Origin of the sequence: Massilia sp. IC2-476, assembly GCF_020707295.1 — a bacterium.
Lineage (GTDB): Bacteria > Pseudomonadota > Gammaproteobacteria > Burkholderiales > Burkholderiaceae_D > Telluria.
Genome location: NZ_JAJFER010000002.1, coordinates 715,413 through 732,713, shown reverse-complemented (window position 1 = coordinate 732,713; position 17,301 = coordinate 715,413). Strand labels below are relative to the sequence as shown.

14 protein-coding genes are annotated in these 17,301 nt (G+C 64.9%); 4 read left to right on the top strand and 10 right to left on the bottom strand.

Going from position 1 to position 17,301, the window contains the following annotated elements; genetic code table 11:
• Window positions 1–259: 259 nt before the first annotated feature.
• The 4 genes from LK539_RS08135 to LK539_RS08120 form a co-directional block, all read right to left on the bottom strand.
• Window positions 260–2,050 (bottom strand): acyl-CoA dehydrogenase C-terminal domain-containing protein, encoded by a 1,791-nt coding sequence (locus LK539_RS08135; protein WP_227800400.1) that lies wholly within the window; start codon window positions 2,048–2,050, stop codon window positions 260–262.
• A gap of 81 nt (window positions 2,051–2,131) precedes the next feature.
• The gene (locus LK539_RS08130) at window positions 2,132–3,061 is read right to left on the bottom strand and encodes an electron transfer flavoprotein subunit alpha/FixB family protein (protein ID WP_227800399.1); all 930 of its coding nucleotides are present in this window, start codon (window positions 3,059–3,061) and stop codon (window positions 2,132–2,134) included.
• 30 nt (window positions 3,062–3,091) lie between these two features.
• Window positions 3,092–3,841, bottom strand: coding sequence for an electron transfer flavoprotein subunit beta/FixA family protein (locus LK539_RS08125; protein WP_227800398.1), 750 nt, complete (start codon window positions 3,839–3,841; stop codon window positions 3,092–3,094).
• Between the two features lie 202 nt (window positions 3,842–4,043).
• On the bottom strand, window positions 4,044–4,271 hold the full coding sequence (locus LK539_RS08120; RefSeq protein ID WP_036216507.1) for a sulfurtransferase TusA family protein: 228 nt from the start codon (window positions 4,269–4,271) through the stop codon (window positions 4,044–4,046).
• Window positions 4,272–4,665: 394 nt separating this feature from the next.
• Between LK539_RS08120 and LK539_RS08115 the strand changes: the two genes are divergently transcribed.
• Window positions 4,666–5,286 carry a PEP-CTERM sorting domain-containing protein gene (locus tag LK539_RS08115; protein ID WP_227800397.1) on the top strand — a complete coding sequence of 207 codons (621 nt, stop codon included), beginning with the start codon at window positions 4,666–4,668 and terminating at the stop codon, window positions 5,284–5,286.
• A 210-nt stretch (window positions 5,287–5,496) separates the two neighbouring features.
• Here LK539_RS08115 and alaS read toward each other — a convergent pair whose 3' ends face one another.
• The 4 genes from alaS to LK539_RS08095 form a co-directional block, all read right to left on the bottom strand.
• The gene (gene alaS, locus LK539_RS08110) at window positions 5,497–8,106 is read right to left on the bottom strand and encodes an alanine--tRNA ligase (RefSeq protein WP_227800396.1); all 2,610 of its coding nucleotides are present in this window, start codon (window positions 8,104–8,106) and stop codon (window positions 5,497–5,499) included.
• A 279-nt stretch (window positions 8,107–8,385) separates the two neighbouring features.
• Window positions 8,386–10,041: a flagellinolysin gene (locus LK539_RS08105; RefSeq protein WP_227800395.1), complete on the bottom strand. Its 1,656-nt coding sequence runs from the start codon at window positions 10,039–10,041 to the stop codon at window positions 8,386–8,388.
• 89 nt (window positions 10,042–10,130) lie between these two features.
• Window positions 10,131–10,883 carry a glycerophosphodiester phosphodiesterase gene (ugpQ, locus tag LK539_RS08100; protein ID WP_227800394.1) on the bottom strand — a complete coding sequence of 251 codons (753 nt, stop codon included), beginning with the start codon at window positions 10,881–10,883 and terminating at the stop codon, window positions 10,131–10,133.
• A gap of 18 nt (window positions 10,884–10,901) precedes the next feature.
• Window positions 10,902–11,252 carry a DUF1294 domain-containing protein gene (locus tag LK539_RS08095; RefSeq protein ID WP_227800393.1) on the bottom strand — a complete coding sequence of 117 codons (351 nt, stop codon included), beginning with the start codon at window positions 11,250–11,252 and terminating at the stop codon, window positions 10,902–10,904.
• Between the two features lie 145 nt (window positions 11,253–11,397).
• On the opposite strand from LK539_RS08095, the gene LK539_RS08090 reads away from it, so the two are divergent.
• Window positions 11,398–11,913 (top strand): hypothetical protein, encoded by a 516-nt coding sequence (locus LK539_RS08090; protein WP_227800392.1) that lies wholly within the window; start codon window positions 11,398–11,400, stop codon window positions 11,911–11,913.
• Window positions 11,914–11,939: 26 nt separating this feature from the next.
• The gene (locus LK539_RS08085) at window positions 11,940–12,383 is read left to right on the top strand and encodes a DUF3597 domain-containing protein (RefSeq protein WP_227800391.1); all 444 of its coding nucleotides are present in this window, start codon (window positions 11,940–11,942) and stop codon (window positions 12,381–12,383) included.
• A gap of 6 nt (window positions 12,384–12,389) precedes the next feature.
• Here the strand turns inward: LK539_RS08085 and LK539_RS08080 are convergent, their stop codons facing one another.
• Together LK539_RS08080 and trpS are read right to left on the bottom strand one after the other, a co-directional pair.
• Window positions 12,390–13,439, bottom strand: a complete 1,050-nt coding sequence (locus tag LK539_RS08080; protein WP_227800390.1) for a zinc ribbon domain-containing protein — start codon at window positions 13,437–13,439, stop codon at window positions 12,390–12,392.
• Between the two features lie 114 nt (window positions 13,440–13,553).
• Window positions 13,554–14,582, bottom strand: a complete 1,029-nt coding sequence (gene trpS, locus LK539_RS08075; RefSeq protein WP_227800389.1) for a tryptophan--tRNA ligase — start codon at window positions 14,580–14,582, stop codon at window positions 13,554–13,556.
• Window positions 14,583–14,887: 305 nt separating this feature from the next.
• Here trpS and LK539_RS08070 point away from each other — a divergent pair, with 305 nt between their 5' ends.
• Complete coding sequence (locus tag LK539_RS08070; protein WP_227800388.1) at window positions 14,888–17,206, top strand: family 1 glycosylhydrolase; 2,319 nt, start codon at window positions 14,888–14,890, stop codon at window positions 17,204–17,206.
• Window positions 17,207–17,301 lie beyond the last annotated feature (95 nt).

Below are 17,301 nucleotides of genomic sequence, written 5' to 3'. Positions count from 1 at the left end.
CTCCTCGTCGAGCCCGTGTGATGGAGGGCCGCACGGCTCATGCGCGGCTTGATGACAAGGTAGTTCCGTAAGGATGAGCCCGCCTTGAGCCAAACTAAGTATTGTGATACATGTTTATATGCAAATTTCCTTTGCACATAATGGATTTACTGCAAAGATTATTTGCAGACACCTAGCTGTTTGGAAACAGCCTCAACGCAAAGCGACGGACAATAAAAAAGCGGCCCGCAGGCCGCTTCCGGAAGAGCGCAGGACGCTCTTAGAACTGCTCCACCTCCAGCGCCAGCACGCCCGGCGCGCCTTCGACGATCGCGGTGCGCAGGCCAGGGGCCGAGGACAGCACGTGGTCGGCGAAGAAGCGCGCGGTCGCGATCTTGGCGCGCAGGAAGGACGCGTCGCCCTCACCCGCCGCCAGCTTCTTCTGGGCGACCACGGCCGCGCGCGCCATCTGCCAGCCGCCCAGCACGATGCCGGCCAGCTTCAGGTACAGCACGCTGCCCGCGAACACGGCGCGCACGTCCGATTTGGCGTTGGCCACGACGAAGTCCACTACCTGCTCCAGCGCGGCGGAACCGAGCGCCAGCTGGCGGCGGATGGCCGCGAACTCGTCGCCCTGCAGTTCGCCCAGCTGCGCCTCGGTTGCGCGCACCTGTTCGATCAGCGACTTGGCCACGGCGCCGCCGTCGCGCACGGTCTTGCGGCCGACCAGGTCATTGGCCTGGATCGCGGTGGTGCCTTCGTAGATGGTCAGGATCTTGGCGTCGCGGTAGTGCTGAGCCGCGCCGGTCTCTTCGATGAAGCCCATGCCGCCATGGACCTGCACGCCGTCGCGCGCCACGTTCTCGCTCATCTCGGTCGACCAGCCCTTGATGATCGGGACCAGGTATTCGTAGACCGCGAGATTCGACTTGCGGGTCGCCTCGTCGGCACCGTTGTGCGCGAGGTCGGACAAGGCGGCGCCGACGTAGGCCAGCGCGCGCGCCGCCTCGGTCTGCGAACGCATCGACATCAGCATGCGGCGCACGTCCGGGTGATTGATGATGGCGACCGGACCAGGCGAGCCGGCCACTTCGCGCGACTGGATGCGGTCTTTTGCGAACGCGACCGCCTGCTGGTAGGCGCGTTCGGCCAGGCCGACGCCCTGCATGCCGACGCCGAAGCGGGCCGCGTTCATCATGATGAACATGTATTCGAGGCCGCGGTTCTCTTCGCCCACCAGGGTGCCGATGGCGCCGCCGTGGTCGCCGAACTGCAGCACGGCGGTGGGCGAGGCCTTGATGCCCAGCTTGTGTTCGATCGAGACGCAGTGCGCATCGTTGCGCGCGCCCAGCGAGCCGTCGGCGTTCACCAGGAACTTCGGCACGATGAACAGCGAGATGCCCTTCACGCCCGCCGGTGCGTCCGGGGTGCGCGCCAGCACGAGGTGGATGATGTTCTCCGCCATGTCGTGCTCGCCGTAGGTGATGAAGATCTTGGTGCCGAAGATCTTGAAGGTGCCGTCGCCCTGCGGCTCGGCGCGGGTGCGCACAGCGGCCAGGTCGGAACCGGCCTGCGGCTCGGTCAGGTTCATGGTGCCGGTCCACTTGCCGCTGATGAGCGGCTCGAGGAACAGCTTTTTCTGTTCATCCGAACCTGCGGTGAGCAGCGCCTCGATGGCGCCGTCGGTCAGCAGCGGTGCTAGCGCGAAGGACAGGTTCGCGGCGTGCAGCATTTCCATGCACGGCGTGGCGACCAGCTTCGGCAAGCCTTGGCCGCCGAATTCGCTTGGGTGCTGGATGCCCTGCCAGCCGCCGTCCGCAAAGGCGCGGAAGGCGTCACGGAAGCCCTTCGAGGTGGTGACGCTGCCGTCCTTCCAGAAGCTCGGTTCTTTATCGCCGGCGTGGTTCAGCGGGGCGATGACTTCGCCGCAGAACTTCGCGCTTTCTTCCAGCACGGCGTTCACGGTGTCCGGGGTCGCGTCTTCGCAGCCGGGCAGTTGGTTGATCTCGGCCAGGTTCGCCAGTTCGTTCAGCACGAACTGCATGTCTTTCAGCGGGGCTTGATAGCTCACCTTTGTCTCCTGATGTGAAAACGTCGTTCCGGCCCGCCAGATAGGCGCGCGGGAACGACGAGGAACAGCATATAAGGGCTATTAACCCAGTTCTTTGACCAGCTGCGGCACGACTTCGAACAGGTCGCCCACCAGGCCGTAGTCAGCCACCGAGAAGATCGGCGCTTCCGGATCCTTGTTGATGGCGACGATGGTCTTCGAGTCCTTCATGCCGGCCAGGTGCTGGATCGCGCCCGAGATGCCGACCGCGATGTACAGGGTCGGGGCGACGATCTTGCCGGTCTGGCCGACCTGCCAGTCGTTCGGCACGAAGCCCGCGTCCACCGCAGCGCGCGAGGCGCCCATGGCGGCGCCCAGCTTGTCGGCAAGCGGCTCGAGCAGCTTGAAGTTCTCGGCCGAGCCGATGCCGCGGCCGCCCGACACGATGATCTTGGCGGCGGTCAGTTCCGGACGGTCCGACTTGGCCAGCTCGCGGCCGACGAAGGAAGACTTGCCGACGTCGCCGACGGCTGCCACCTGCTCGACGGCGGCCGAGCCACCGCTTGCGGCGGCGTCGAACGCCGTACCGCGCACGGTGATGACCTTCACGCTGTCGCTCGACTGCACGGTGGCGATGGCGTTACCGGCGTAGATCGGGCGCTCGAAGGTGTCCGGGGAATCGACCTTGGTGATTTCCGAGATCTGGGCCACGTCCAGCTTGGCGGCCACGCGCGGCAGGATGTTCTTGCCGTAGGCGGTGGCAGGAGCCAGGATGTGCGAGTAGCTGCCGGCGATCGCCAGGATCTGCTCGGCGACATTCTCGGCCAGGCCATCGGCGAAGTGCGGCGCATCGGCGACCAGCACTTTCGCGACGCCCGCGATCTGCGCGGCGGCTTCGGCAGCCGCGCCGCAGCCGGAGCCGGCGACCAGGATGTGGACTTCGCCGCCGCACTGGGCGGCCGCGGTCACGGTGTGGTGGGTAGCGCCCTTGAGGGAGCCGTTGTCGTGTTCAGCAATGACGAGTGCGACCATGTTCTTTCCTATGTATGAGGGACGCTGCGATCAGATGACTTTGGCTTCGGTGCGCAGCTTCTGCACCAGGGTCGCCACGTCCGGCACCTTGACGCCGGCCGAGCGCTTGGCCGGCTCGGTGACTTTCAGGGTCTTCAGGCGCGGGGTCACGTCGACGCCCAGGTCTTCCGGCTTGATGGTTTCCAGCGGCTTCTTCTTGGCCTTCATGATGTTCGGCAGCGTCACGTAGCGCGGCTCGTTCAGGCGCAGGTCGGTGGTGACGATGGCCGGCAGCGACAGGGCGACGGTTTCCAGGCCGCCGTCGACTTCGCGGGTCACGGTCACTTTACCGTCTTCCAGCACCACTTTCGATGCGAAGGTGGCCTGCGGCCAGCCCAGCAGCGACGCCAGCATCTGGCCGGTCTGGTTCGAATCGTCGTCGATTGCCTGCTTGCCCAGGATGATCAGCTGCGGCTGTTCCTTATCGGCCAGCGCCTTCATGATCTTGGCCACGGCCAGCGGCTCGGTCTCGACACTGGTCTCGACCAGGATGCCGCGGTCGGCGCCGATCGCCATACCGGTACGCAGGGTTTCCTGGCACTGGGCCACGCCCACCGACACGGCGACCACTTCGGTGACCTTGCCGGCTTCCTTCAGGCGCGTGGCTTCTTCCAGCGCGATCTCGTCGAACGGGTTCATCGACATTTTGACGTTGGCGATATCCACGCCGCTGCCGTCGGATTTGACGCGGACCTTGACGTTGTAGTCGACCACGCGTTTGACGGGTACCAGGACTTTCATAGGGTGCCTTTAGAAAATGGAATGGGTGACAGACGAAAATGGCCTAGATTATAAGAGAAATTCGGCTTCAGGTCGAAATTAAAGCACGATCGTGCGATTTTTAGTTAGAGGATTCCGACTAAATCGTCATCATGCCGGAATCGGGGAACTGAAAACGGGGCTGGCGCAGGCCTGCCCCGCCGTTGCGATGCGCTGTGGAGGCTTATTTGCGGCGCATCAGGAAGGTGAACTCACCGTTCTCGACGGTGTGGGCCAGCAGGGCGTTGCCGGTCTGCTTGGCAAACGCCTGGAAGTCGCGCACGGAACCGGTATCGGTTGCCACGATACGCAACACCTGCCCGCTCTCCATCTCGGCAAGTGCCTTCTTGGCTTTGAGGATCGGCAGCGGGCAGTTCAGCCCGCGCGCATCCAGGTCTCTCTGGAATTCCATGGTATCAATGTCGATAGTGATGTCGCTCATCGCTTGCCTGCTCAGTAGGAGGTGCTCGGAAGTCGAATACTACTCCTTTTCCGGCAGTATGACGCAGCGCACCAAAATAGTCACATATTGTTGCATGACTGCAACCGATTGTAAAATTATCTATGCTTGCGCACCATGACGCGACACAAGCATTCATCGACGGCACTGGCATGGTGCGACACACGGTAAATGTGGTCCAGCGCCGCAATTGCAAGCGAGCACGGCGTCGAACTTCCATGTCGGAAAAGATTACACAAAATGGAAACGTTACCAATCTGGTTTCGCTAAGTCCTTGATTCGGCAAGGAACCGCTTGGGTGGCACAGGTTTTGCACTTCTGGTAACTCCACAATAAGGAGACCACCATGTTCGCAAACCTGCTTCGCACTACCCTGCTGTGCACTGCGTTCTTCCTGGGCGGCGCCAGCGTCGCCGCGCCGATCGAATTCGTCCCGCCGAATGACACGGCCGGCACCGACTACCCTGGCGCCAACGACAGCTGGTGGATGGGCCGCGGCATCACCTTCGGCGTCGACACGCGCCAGTCGCTCACCAGCATCGGCTTCCGGCACGACCTGAGCAACATGGATGTGACATACGGTCTGTACGAGATCTCGACCAATGGCATCACGCTGAACAAGCTGAATACGCTCGCCAGCGGCGGCTCCACCGTCAGCACCAATGGGCGCGACTGGATCGACTACGCGCTGGGCGGCGTCGTGCTCGAGACGGGCCGGCTGTACCTGCTGGAGTTCGCGTTTGCCGGGGAGGCCAACAGCAACTTCTACTACAACAACGAGAATGTACAGTGGAACCAGGGCGCGTTCATCGGCCTGGATGGGGCAATGGGGCCGGAGGTGCAGAACTTCGTGGTGGCGGCGTTCCGGCTCGATGCCACGGATGCAGCGGCGGTGCCGGAGCCGGCTTCGATCGCCTTGTTTGTCGTCGGTGCGGCAGTGCTGGTCCGCCGACGCTCGCGCCGCTGATCCGTAGGGTGGGCGGGGTATTTCAGGCCAGTGGCCTGAAATACGAACGCCCACGCGGTGATAGTTGATGCTCGATGTGCCGAGCAGGCTGATCTTGCTTAATTTGAACGCGTGGGGTGATCTGGTCCAGCGGACCAGATCACGAGCCGCCCACCCTACAAATACAAAACGCCGCCCGAGGGCGGCGTTTCACTTGGCATGGAGAGCCGCTTAAGCGCGCTCACCCACCCAGCCGGCCACGCCAGCCAGCGCCTGCGGCAGACCCGCCGGATCGGTACCGCCAGCCTGCGCCATGTCCGGACGGCCGCCGCCCTTGCCGCCCACCTGCTGGGCGACGAAGTTCACCAGCTCGCCGGCTTTCACTTTGCCGGTCGCGTCCTTGGTCACGCCCGCGATCAGGCTGACCTTGCCGTCGGCGACGCTGGCCAGCACGATGGCGGCGGTCTTCAGCTTGTCCTTCAGCTTGTCCATGGTTTCGCGCAGCGCGGTGACGTCGGCGCCTTCCATGGTCGCGGCCAGCACCTTGATGCCGTTCACGTCCACCGCCTTCGTCAGCAGCTCGTCGCCCTGCCCTGCGGCCAGCTTCGACTTCAGGGTCGCCACTTCCTTCTCGAGCGACTTGACCTGGTCCTGCACCTGGGCGATGCGCGACGGCAGTTCGTCCGGGCTGGTCTTCAGGGCGCCGGCGGCTTCCTGCAGCTTGCGGTTGATCGACTGCACCAGCGCCAGCGCGCCTTCGCCGGTGACGGCTTCGACGCGGCGGATGCCGGCAGCGACGCCGCCTTCCGACACGATCTTGAACAGGCCGATGTCGCCGGTGCGGGTCACGTGCACGCCGCCGCACAGCTCTTTCGAGGAGCCGATGTCCAGCACGCGCACGGTGTCGCCGTACTTCTCGCCGAACAGCGCCATCGCGCCGTGCTTCACGGCGTCGTCAAACGTCATGTGCTGCGCCTGGGTCGCGTGGTTCTCGAGGATCTCGCGGTTGACGATCATCTCGACCTTGGCAATCTCGTCCGCGGTCAAGGGGGCGCCATGGCTGAAGTCGAAGCGGGTCTTGTCCGGATCGACCAGCGAGCCTTTCTGCTGCACGTGCGGCCCCAGCACTTCGCGCAGGGCCTTGTGCATCAGGTGGGTCGCCGAGTGGTTGCGGATGGTGCGGGCGCGCTTGCCGGTGTCGACCTGCGCGTCGACGGTGTCGCCGACCTTCAGCGAACCTTCGCGCAGCACACCATGGTGGCCGAAGACTTCCGCCTGGATCTTCAGGGTGTCTTCGACTTCGAATACGTTGCCGCCCGAGCGGATCTCGCCCTGGTCGCCCACCTGGCCGCCCGACTCCGCGTAGAACGGGGTGGTGTCGAGCACCACGATGCCTTCCTGGCCGGCCTTCAGTTCCTGCACCGACACGCCTTCAGCGTACAGGGCCAGCACGTGGGTGTTGTGGGCCAGCGATTCGTAGCCGACGAACTTGGTCTTTTCGCCCGCGTACTCGACCTTGGCGGCCATCTTGAACTTGCCGGCGGCACGCGCGGTCTTCTTCTGCTGCTCCATGGCGGCCGTGAAGCCCTCTTCGTCCAGCGTCACGCCGCGCTCGCGGCAGATGTCGGCGGTGAGGTCCAGCGGGAAGCCGTAGGTGTCGTACAGGGTGAAGGCGGTGGCGCCGTCCAGGTTCTTCGCATCTTTCGCCAGCTGCGCTTCCAGGATCTTCATGCCGTTTTCCAGGGTCTCGCCGAAACGCTCTTCCTCGGCCTTCAGGACCTGGGCCACGCGCGCTGCCGCTTCGTGCAGTTCCGGGTAGGCGGTGCCCATCTCGATGTCGAGGTCGGCCACCAGCTTGTGGAAGAACGGTTTGGTCTGGCCCAGCTTGTGACCGTGGCGCAGCGCCCGGCGGATGATGCGGCGCAGGACGTAGCCATGGCCTTCGCTGCTCGGGATGATGCCGTCGACGATCAGGAAGGACGCCGCGCGGATGTGGTCGGCGATGACCTTCAGCGAATTGTTGTTCAGGTCAGTGGCGCCGGTTTCGCGGGCGGCGGCCTTGATCAGTGCCTGGAACAGGTCGATCTCGTAGTTGCTATGCACGTGCTGCAGCACGGCGGCCAGGCGCTCCATGCCCATGCCGGTGTCGATCGACGGCTTCGGCAGCGGGGTCAGGGTGCCCGACTCGTCGCGGTTGAACTGCATGAACACCAGGTTCCAGATCTCAATGAAACGGTCGCCGTCTTCTTCCGGCGAGCCCGGAGGACCGCCCCAGATGTCGGCGCCGTGGTCGTAGAACACTTCGGTGCACGGGCCGCACGGACCGGTGTCGGCCATCTGCCAGAAGTTGTCCGATGCGTAGCGCGCGCCCTTGTTGTCGCCGATGCGGATGATGCGCTCTTTCGGCACGCCGATCTCGTTGGCCCAGATGTCGTAGGCCTCGTCGTCCTCGAAGTAGACGGTGACGGTCAGCTTCTCGGCAGGCAGCATGTACACCTTGGTCAGCAGCTCCCAGCAGTAGTTGATCGCGTCGCGCTTGAAGTAATCGCCGAAGCTGAAGTTACCCAGCATTTCGAAGAAAGTGTGGTGACGCGCGGTGTAGCCGACGTTTTCCAGGTCATTGTGCTTGCCGCCGGCGCGCACGCAGCGCTGCACGGTGGTGGCGCGCGAGTACGGGCGCGTATCCAGGCCCAGGAACACATCCTTGAACTGCACCATTCCGCTGTTGGTCAGCAGCATGGTCGGGTCGTTGCCCGGCACCAGCGGGCTGGAACGGACGATGGTGTGGCCTTTGGACTCGAAGAACTTGAGGAACTTTTCGCGGATTTCGGAGGATTTCATGTCGTAGGGGCGGAATGAGGGAGCGTGCGCTATAAAAAAACGATTATAGCGTAGCTGCTTGCCGGAATATTAGTCCGGGTGATATTTACGGGCTGCAGGGAAAGGTGGCGCTGCGGGGGTGCGACGGAATTGGGTCCCGGCCTTCGCCGGGACGACGTGCTATGGCTGCGAGCTAAAATAGTGGCAACGATATTCTTCCGTTAGCCCGAAGACCGTCATGCGCGCCACTGGCGCCCACGACTTCCGGCGAAGGCCGGAACCTAAGTTGACTTTCGTAGATTACCGCAAGAGCGATAACACCGCCCTCGGCTGACTATTCGCCTGCGCCAGCATCGCCGACGCCGCCTGCTGCAGGATCTGCGCCCGGGTCAGCCCCGCCGCAGAGCCGGCGTAGTCGATGCCCTCGATCCGCTCCTTGGCCGCCGCCATATTGGTGGAGCCGGCCTGCAGCGAGTCCGCCGCCATGTCCAGCCGGTTGCCGGACGCCCCCGCCACCACGCGCTGCTGGTTGACGTATTCCAGTGCCTGGTCCACGTGCAGCAGCGCCACCGCGCCGCGTTTCATGTCCAGGTTCGCCAGGCCGAGCGCGGAAGCGTTGATGGCGCCGAACTGCAGGTCGATCAGGTCGCCCGCGTTGTCGCCCACCTGTACCTGCACCCGGCGCGTGCCGGTCACCCCGCCCAGCTCCGGATACACCACGTCGAAGCCGCTCAGGCCATCGCTGGCGTTGTTGTCGCCGGTATCGGCAACCACGCTGCGCGCGGTCTTGACGGCCTTGCCGTCGGCGTCGAAGCCGCCGATGGCGCCCGTGTCGGCATTGGTCACATTGATGCGGGAACCAATGTAGGCGACTCCGTTGTTGCCGAAGTCGGTAAGGAAGGCCCCCGTGCTGGCGATCCGGCCACCTGTCACGGCGTTCAGCGCGGTGCTCAGGTCGGCGCTCTGGTTCTGGGTCAGGTACTGCATGACGCCCTTGATGCCACCCTCCACGCCCAGGCCCTTGAGCTTGTCGTGCAGGTAGCGCGAGGCGACGTATCCACCCTCGTAACTGAAGCCGCCCCCTGCGATGGTGCTGACGATACCGGCCGCGGCGGCAGGATTCACCCGCTCGTCGGCGCCATGGATGAGTTCCGCCGTGCCTTCGATGAACCACTGCGGCAGCGCATTGAAGTTCATCGAGCGCGACATGATGGCGTGCGCCATCTCATGCGCGATGATGCGGTCGCTGTAGAAGGGCGCGCCGCCGCCGTCGGCGGTGGTGCCGGTGCCGAAGTCGGCCATGTCGATGTTCAGGTGGACATTGGTGAACTTGCCGCCGGAGATCGTGCCCGATACCGAAGCGAGTGTGTTGGAGGCGCCGTCGCTGTCTTCGAGGTTGACGGTGAGTTTGACGCCGTCCGCCTCCAGGCCGAACAAGTCCTTCAGCATCTTTTCCGATGAGCTCAGCCAGCCGGTCTTGAGTCCGTCGATCACTGCCCGCTTCTTTTCGTCCTGCCCGCCGATGCTGAGCCGGTCCTGCGAAAAGATCGCCTCGCCGTTGAACTGGGTCTGCGCCGCCACCTGGTTGATGTGGTTCAGGATCTCGTTCGCCTCGTTCTGCAGCGTGGTGCGGTCCTTGTCGCCGTAACTGCCGTTGCCGGACGCGACCGCCAGCTCGCGCAGGCGCTGCAGGCTGTCGCCGATGTTGGCCAGCGCGCCGTCCGCCACCTGCAGCATCGAACTGCCGTCGCTGATGGCGCGCATCGCCTGGGTGTTGCCGCGCAAGCCGGCGTCCATGCGCGCGGCAATGGCCTGCCCTGCCGCGTCGTCCGAGGCCTTGTTGATGCGCGTGCCCGCCGTCAGGCGGTTGATCAGCGATTCCTGGGCGGCGACGTGCTTGCCCAGGCTGCGCTGGGCGCTGAGCGACAGCGAGTTGTTATTAATTGACAATGACATGACAGTCATCCCGTTTTGGCAGTTGTCACAACTTATCGACAACCGGTCAATTTTCTGAAGGGGGCTCTTGAAATATTTATATGGCCACTTCAGGCCATGTTGGGCCCGATCAAATCGATGCGGTCGGTGCAGACGGCTTCGACGCCCCAGTCCAGCAGCTCGCGCGCCCGTACCGGCTCGTTGACCGTGTAGCAGAACAGCCCGAAGCCGGCGTCGCGCACGGCCCGGGCCAGGGCCAAGGTCAGGTGGCGGTGGTTGGTGTGGATTGCGACTGCGTCGATGGAGCGCGCCAGCGGTTCCCAGCCGGGCGGCAGTTCGCTCATCAGGAAGGCGCGCGGCAGCTCGGGGGCGGCATCGACCGCGGCCTCGAGCGAGGCCAGGCTGAACGAGGACAGCAGCGGCACCCGGTCCAGCTCACCGGCCGCGATCTGGTCGGCGAACATGGCGCGCACGATGCGCGCCACCGTCTCGCCGGTCTCGCGGTCGAAGCCGCGCGCCGGCTTGAGCTCGATGTTCATCCAGATGCCGTTGGCCTTGCAGTACTGGGCGAATTCGACGAACAGCGGCACCGGCTCGCCCCGATAGTCGGCGCCGAACCAGCTGCCGGCATCCATCCGCGCCAGCTCCAGGGCGTCGTAGTCGAACACGTGGCCGGCGCCGCTCACGGTGCGTCCGAGATAGGGATCGTGCATGACCACCGGCACGCCGTCGCGCGCCAGCATGACGTCGAATTCCACCGCGCGAAAGCCGAACTCCATGCCGCGCTTCAGGCCCGCAAAGGTGTTTTCGGGAGCCAGCGTGCCGCCGCCGCGATGGGCCAGGATCCGGGGATATCGCCACATGCTCACACCTCCGCCAGGTCAGGTAAGCGGGTAGCTGCCGATCTGCCGCCCCATGACCAGGAACAGCACCACGTTCAGCACCACCGTCAGGTAGAACTTCCACTGGAACGACGTTTTCGACGTCTTGTGCCGCAACCACTGCTGGGCCAGCAGGCCGCCCGGCCAGCCGCCGCACAGGCCGAGCAGCAGCAGGGTCGATTCCGGCGTGCGCCATTCTCCGCGCCGGGCCGCCGACTTGTCGATCGCATAGGCCACGAAGCAACCCAGGCTGATCGCCAGGTAGGCGCCGCCGACCGCCAGCGGCAGGTCCCACGCGGCGGTTGCGGCAGCGTAGAGGACGGCGAACAGCAGGAGTGGCAGGTAAGGCATGCGACGAGCTTAACCCGCTTTCCAGGTTGATGTCCACATGGAAACAAAATACTTCTTTCCCTCGGCGGGCGTTCGATACCGAACAGAGAATGCGAGGTCAAAACCCTACGCTCGACCTTCGAACCAGTCAAGCAAGGAGTACGACATGGCATTTGATCTCGGCAATTTACTGAATCAGTACCTGGGTGGCGCCAACGCCAACCAGCAGCAGGCCCACGACGACTTCGACCGGGTGGCGCAAAACGCGCCCCAGGACGCGTTGGCGCGCGGCCTGTCGGGCGCGCTGCGCTCCGACCAGACCCCGCCCTTCCCGCAGATGGTGAGCCAGATGTTCGGCCAGAGTAACCCGAACCAGCGCGCCGGCATGCTGAACCAGCTGCTCGCTACGCTCGGCCCAGCCGTGCTGGCCCAGCTGGGCAATGGCGGCCTCGGCAACCTGTTCGGCGGCCGTACGCCAACCCAGGTGACGCCGGAACAGGCTTCGCAGGTTTCGCCCGAACAGGTGCGCGAACTGGCCGAAAAGGCCGAACAGCAGAACCCGAGCATCGTCGACCGGATGGGCGACTTCTATGCCCAGAACCCGACCCTGGTCAAGGCCATCGGCGGCGCCGCGCTCGCCATCGCGCTCGGCCACATGGCGCAGAACATGCGCCGTCAATAATTCATCCACCAACACGAGAGGACTGTATGGGCATCCTGAGCAATATCTTCAGCAAGATCTTCCCGAAATCGCACGCCGCGAACAAGGGCCCGGCAGCACAGCCGCAGGCCCAGGCGCCGGCTGCACCGCAGGCCGCGCCCCAGGCAGCGCCACAGGCGGCTCCACAGGCTGCCCCACAAGCCCAGCCGCAGGCCGCGCCGGCCATGATAGATCAGGTGGACGTCGAGGAAATCCTGACCACGATGCAGAAGTCCTCGGGACAACAGCTGAACTGGCGCACCTCGATCGTCGACCTGATGAAACTGCTCGGCCTGGACAGCAGCCTGCAGGCGCGCAAGGAGCTGGCCGCCGAGCTGCACTACACCGGCGACACCAGCGACTCGGCCTCGATGAACATCTGGCTGCACCGCCAGGTCATGAACAAGCTGGCGGCGAACGGCGGCAAGGTTCCCGCTGATTTGCGTGACTAAACCGGGCTAGTCGGCCAAGGACGTATTGGCCGGCGTCCCGCACGAAAAGCAAAAGCGGGCGAATGCGTTCTTGCGGCTGCTGCAGCGGCCGCAGCGGTCGAACAAGCCGATGCCGCAGTGCGGGCAGAAGTCGACGCTCGTGTCCTTCAGGTCGACCGGCCGCTCGCAGCCCGGACACACGCTCTTGCCCAGTCGGGCCAGGGCGTTGTCGTAGCGCAGCGTCTGGCGGCGTTGCACGTCCGGCAGCGCTTCCGCTTCCCTCTGGCGCGCCAGGTAATGCTGCAGCGCTTGAATCGCGTAGCGACCCACCAGCACCGTTACCGCAATGCCGACCAGGTAGCGCACGTAGCCGCCGTAGCTCGGCAGGTAAGGCACGAGTTCGAAGAAGAAGGCGAACAGTGCGAAGAAGATGAATCCCCACACGAAGGGCCAGTACTGGCTCTGGCGCTTGCGCGCGAACAGCCAGCCGGCCAGCACCAGCAGCGGCAAGGTCACTGCCAGGCGATACAGGAACACCCGCAGTTCCTTGGCCGTTTCCGCTTTCGCATAGGCGGCACGCGCCGGTGTTTCCATGCGTTCCCAGCTGGCTTGCGCACGCTGCAGGGCCTGCTCGGCATCGAGCATGCGCTGCTGCTGGGCCTGCACAAGCGACAGCGCGCTGCGCTCGTCGGCTTCGAGTTTATCAAGCCCACGGGTCCGTTCGATCAGCTCGGGATCCTGGTCGGGACGGGCGGTGGCGCGGCGCGTGGCCAGCCAGTTGTCGAAGGTCTCGCGCGCCGAACGGGTGTTGGCACGCGCTACCTCGTGCTGCTGGGTTGCCTGCTCCAGGTCGAGCTGGGCCGCCTCGCGCCGCGCCCGCGCTGACGCTTGCCCGGCGCGCAGTTCCGCCACCCGGGCCGGGTCCATGAACTGCTCCAGTGTCAGGGGCTGTTCGACGTCCCACAGGTTGCCGACAATCTTGCCGCCGAGGCCGATCAAGAAGGCGGCGAATGCGAACGCGACCAGCCACAGGGCGCGCTGCATCCACTTCTCGGTGAGGCGCAGGCCTTTGCTCATGGGATTCCTCCGATGACGATGAGGTCCTAGCTTGCCACCGAAAGAACGTGCGCTCCAGCATCAAAGGCAAGAGCGGCACGCGGTACGACGTTTGGTATCAGGAAGCGATACCGCTTAGAAGTACGACAGGCCCAGCGCTTTTTTCACCTCATCGGTGGTCTGCGCCGCCACTTCGCGCGCCTTCATGGTGCCGTCCTTCAGGATCTGCAGCACCTGGCCACGGTCCTTGGCGAACTCTTCGCGGCGGGCGCGGATCGGCGCCAGCATGTCCTGCAGGATGCCTTCCAGACGCTTCTTGACCACGCTGTCGCCCAGGCCGCCGCGGGTGTAGTGGGCCTTCATCTCTTCCAGGCCCGCCTTGTCGGTATCGAAGGCGTCGAGGTAGATGAAGGCGACGTTGCCTTCCAGGTGGCCCGGGTCCGACACCTTCAGGTGCAGCGGGTCGGTGTAGACCTGCTTGACCGCGGCGCGGATCTCGTCGGCGCTGGCGCCCAGGTTGATGGTGTTGCCGAGCGACTTGCTCATCTTGGCGCGGCCGTCGATGCCCGGCAGGCGGCCGACTTCCGGCACGATCGCCTTGCACTCGACCAGGATGTCCTTGTCCGGGCTGTAGGTCCGGTTGAACCTGCGCACGATCTCGTTGCACTGCTCGATCATCGGGATCTGGTCCTCGCCCACCGGCACCACGCTGGCCTTGAAGGCGGTGATGTCGGCGGCCTGGCTGGCCGGGTAGGTCAGGAAGCCGGCCGGGATATCGCGCTCGAAACCACGCTGGATGATCTCCTGCTTCACGGTCGGGTTGCGCTCCAGGCGCGCGACGGTGACCAGGTTCAGGTAATAAAAGGTCAGCTCGGTCAGTTCCGGGATCTGCGACTGGATCAGGATGGTCGTACGGGCCGGATCGATCCCGACCGCGAGGTAATCGAGCGCCACTTCCACCACGTTCCGGTGTACCTTACCGATGTCATCCATGTTGTCGGTCAGCGCCTGGGCGTCTGCCAGCATGACGAACTGGCGGTAGCTGTCCTGGTAAGCGACGCGGTTGCGCAGGCTGCCCACGAAGTGGCCGAGGTGCAGGGGACCGGTCGGACGGTCGCCGGTGAGGATGATGGGTGCGGTGTTGTTTGGGGTCGTGGAGCTCATCGGGTTTCCTTGTTAGTGCCCCGATCCCTGCCGCGCTAGATGTGAAAACGCCACCCGGATCGAGGCGGCGTTAGTCGAAATGCAGATCATTCCTGTGGCCGCGCGTTAGGAGCGGCGCCACCAGGTCAACAAAAGATGATGTGCTTTCGGAAAATTCATGGACCGCATGGTTGCAGGTTGGCGCGAGGATGTCAACCGCTTCGGGTCCCATGGCCTGCGGGCCGGCTCCCCTTTCGACACTTTATTTCCTGGGACGCCGAACTGTAGGGAATTTGTTGTTAGAAAACTAATATTTGGTGAAACTGATGAATCCACAAAAGAGCACGAACAGCCAAATCCCCCCACTGGAACTGTGGGGCGGCCTCGAATGCACGGTCAACCGTGTCCGCGACGAGTACTTCAGCCAGCTGGAGCGCAATGGCCACCACGGCCGCGCCTGCGACATCCAGCGCTTCGCGTCCACCGGCATCCGCGCAATCCGCTATCCCGTGCTATGGGAACGCACCGCGCCCGACGGCATCGACAAGGCCGACTGGAGCTGGGCCGACGAACGCCTGGGCGCGCTGCGCGACGCCGGCGTGACGCCGATCGCCGGCCTGATCCACCACGGCAGCGGTCCGCGCCACACCAGCCTGGTCGACCCGGCCTTCCCCGAGCAGCTGGCGGAATACGCCGGCGCCGTGGCGGCGCGCTATCCGTGGATCGAGTACTACACCCCGGTCAACGAACCCTGCACCACCGCCCGCTTCGCCGGCCTGTACGGCGTCTGGTACCCGCACGGCCGCGACGACCGCACCTTCATCGAAGCCCTTTTAGTGCAGTGCCGCGCCGTGGTGCTGTCGATGCGCGCGATCCGCGCCGTCAACCCGAACGCCAAGCTGGTCCAGACCGACGACCTCGGCAAGACCTACGGCACGCCCGAGCTGGCCCATGTCGCCGAGTTCTATAACGAGCGCCGCTGGCTGGCCTGGGACCTGCTGTGCGGCATGGTCGACGAACAGCACAAGCTGTGGAAGTACCTGACCAAGACCGGCATCCCGGCCGCAGAATTCCTGTGGTTCCGCGATAACCCCTGCCCGCCCGACATCATCGGTGTCAACTACTACGTCACTTCCGAGCGCTGGCTGGATCACCGTCCGGAACGCTTTCCGGAACACCACCGTGGCGTGGCCGACGGCATCCCCTGCGCCGACATCGAAGCCTCGCGCGTGCTGGCCACGCCGACCCCGGGCATCGCCCCGCTGCTCAGCGAGACCTGGGACCGCTACGGCATCCCGCTGGCCATCACCGAAGCCCACATCGACGCCAACCGCGAAGACCAGCTGCGCTGGCTGCTCGAGATCTGGGAAGCGGCCCAGCAGTCGCAGCAGAACGGCGTCGACGTGCGCGCCGTCACCGTGTGGTCGCTGCTCGGCTCCTTCGACTGGAACAGCCTGGTCACGCAAAACAAGGGCTACTACGAGCCGGGTCCATTCGACGTCCGCTCCCCTAAGCCGCGCCCGACCGCGCTGGCAAAGATGATGAAGGAACTGTCCTCCGGCGCCCCGCTGTCGCACCCGGTGCTACGCGGCCAGGGCTGGTGGCGCCGCCAGGGCCGCTTCCTGTGCCACCCACCGGTGGCCACGCCCGCGGCCCTCACCTCGATCTCGGCCGACGGCCACCGCCTGGTAGGCACCAGCGCCGCGCCGATCCTGATCCTGGGCGCGACCGGCACCCTGGGCCGTGCCTTCGCCCGCGTCTGCCGCAAGCGCAACCTGTCCTACCGCCTGCTGTCGCGCAAGGACATGGACATCGCCGACGCCGCCTCGGTCGAACGGGCCCTGGCGCAGTACCAGCCCTGGGCCGTGATCAACACCTGCGGCTACGTGCGCGTGGACGATGCCGAGAACGACGCCGAGCGCTGCTTCCGCGAGAACACCGCCGGCCCGGCGATCCTGGCTGCAGCCTGCGCGCGCCATGGCGTGCACCTGACTACCTTCTCCAGCGACCTGGTGTTCGACGGCAGCAAGGACCGCCCGTATGTGGAATCCGATCCGGTGGCGCCGCTCAACGCCTATGGCCGCAGCAAGGCCGAAGCCGAAGTCGCCGTGCTGGACGAGAACCCGAACGCCCTGGTGGTGCGCACCAGCGCCTTCTTCGGGCCGTGGGACCAGTACAACTTCGTCACGCTGGCGCTGAATGCCCTGGAGCGCGGCGAGCCCTTCACTGCCTCGAACGATTTGACGATCACGGCAACCTACGTCCCGGACCTGGTGCACGCCTGCCTGGACCTGGCGATCGACCGCGAGTCCGGCATCTGGCACCTGTCCAACGGCGGAGAGCTGACCTGGGCCGAGCTGGCACTGAAAGCGGCCGAACGTGCCGGTGTGGATGCGAGCCGGCTGGAGGCGCGGTCGATCGCCTACCCGGCGGCGCGTCCAGCCTACTGCGCCTTGACGAGCGAGCGCGGCATCCTGCTGCCGCGCCTGGACCAGGCACTGGACCGCTACCTCGAACTGCGCAATGTGGAGGATCCGGAAATCGAGGAACTCCAGCACACCGCCGAAAGCCGCCAGCCGGTAGCCAGCGGGCACCGGCAGCAGGAAGAAACGCCGCCGGAGGCGGTGCAGGCGGGGAATTGCTGATAGCGTAGTTAAAGTCAACTTGGGTCCCGGCCTGCGCCGGGACGACGGTCTTACAGTCGCGTGTCAACTCAAGCGTTGCGGCCCGCGCCCTGAGA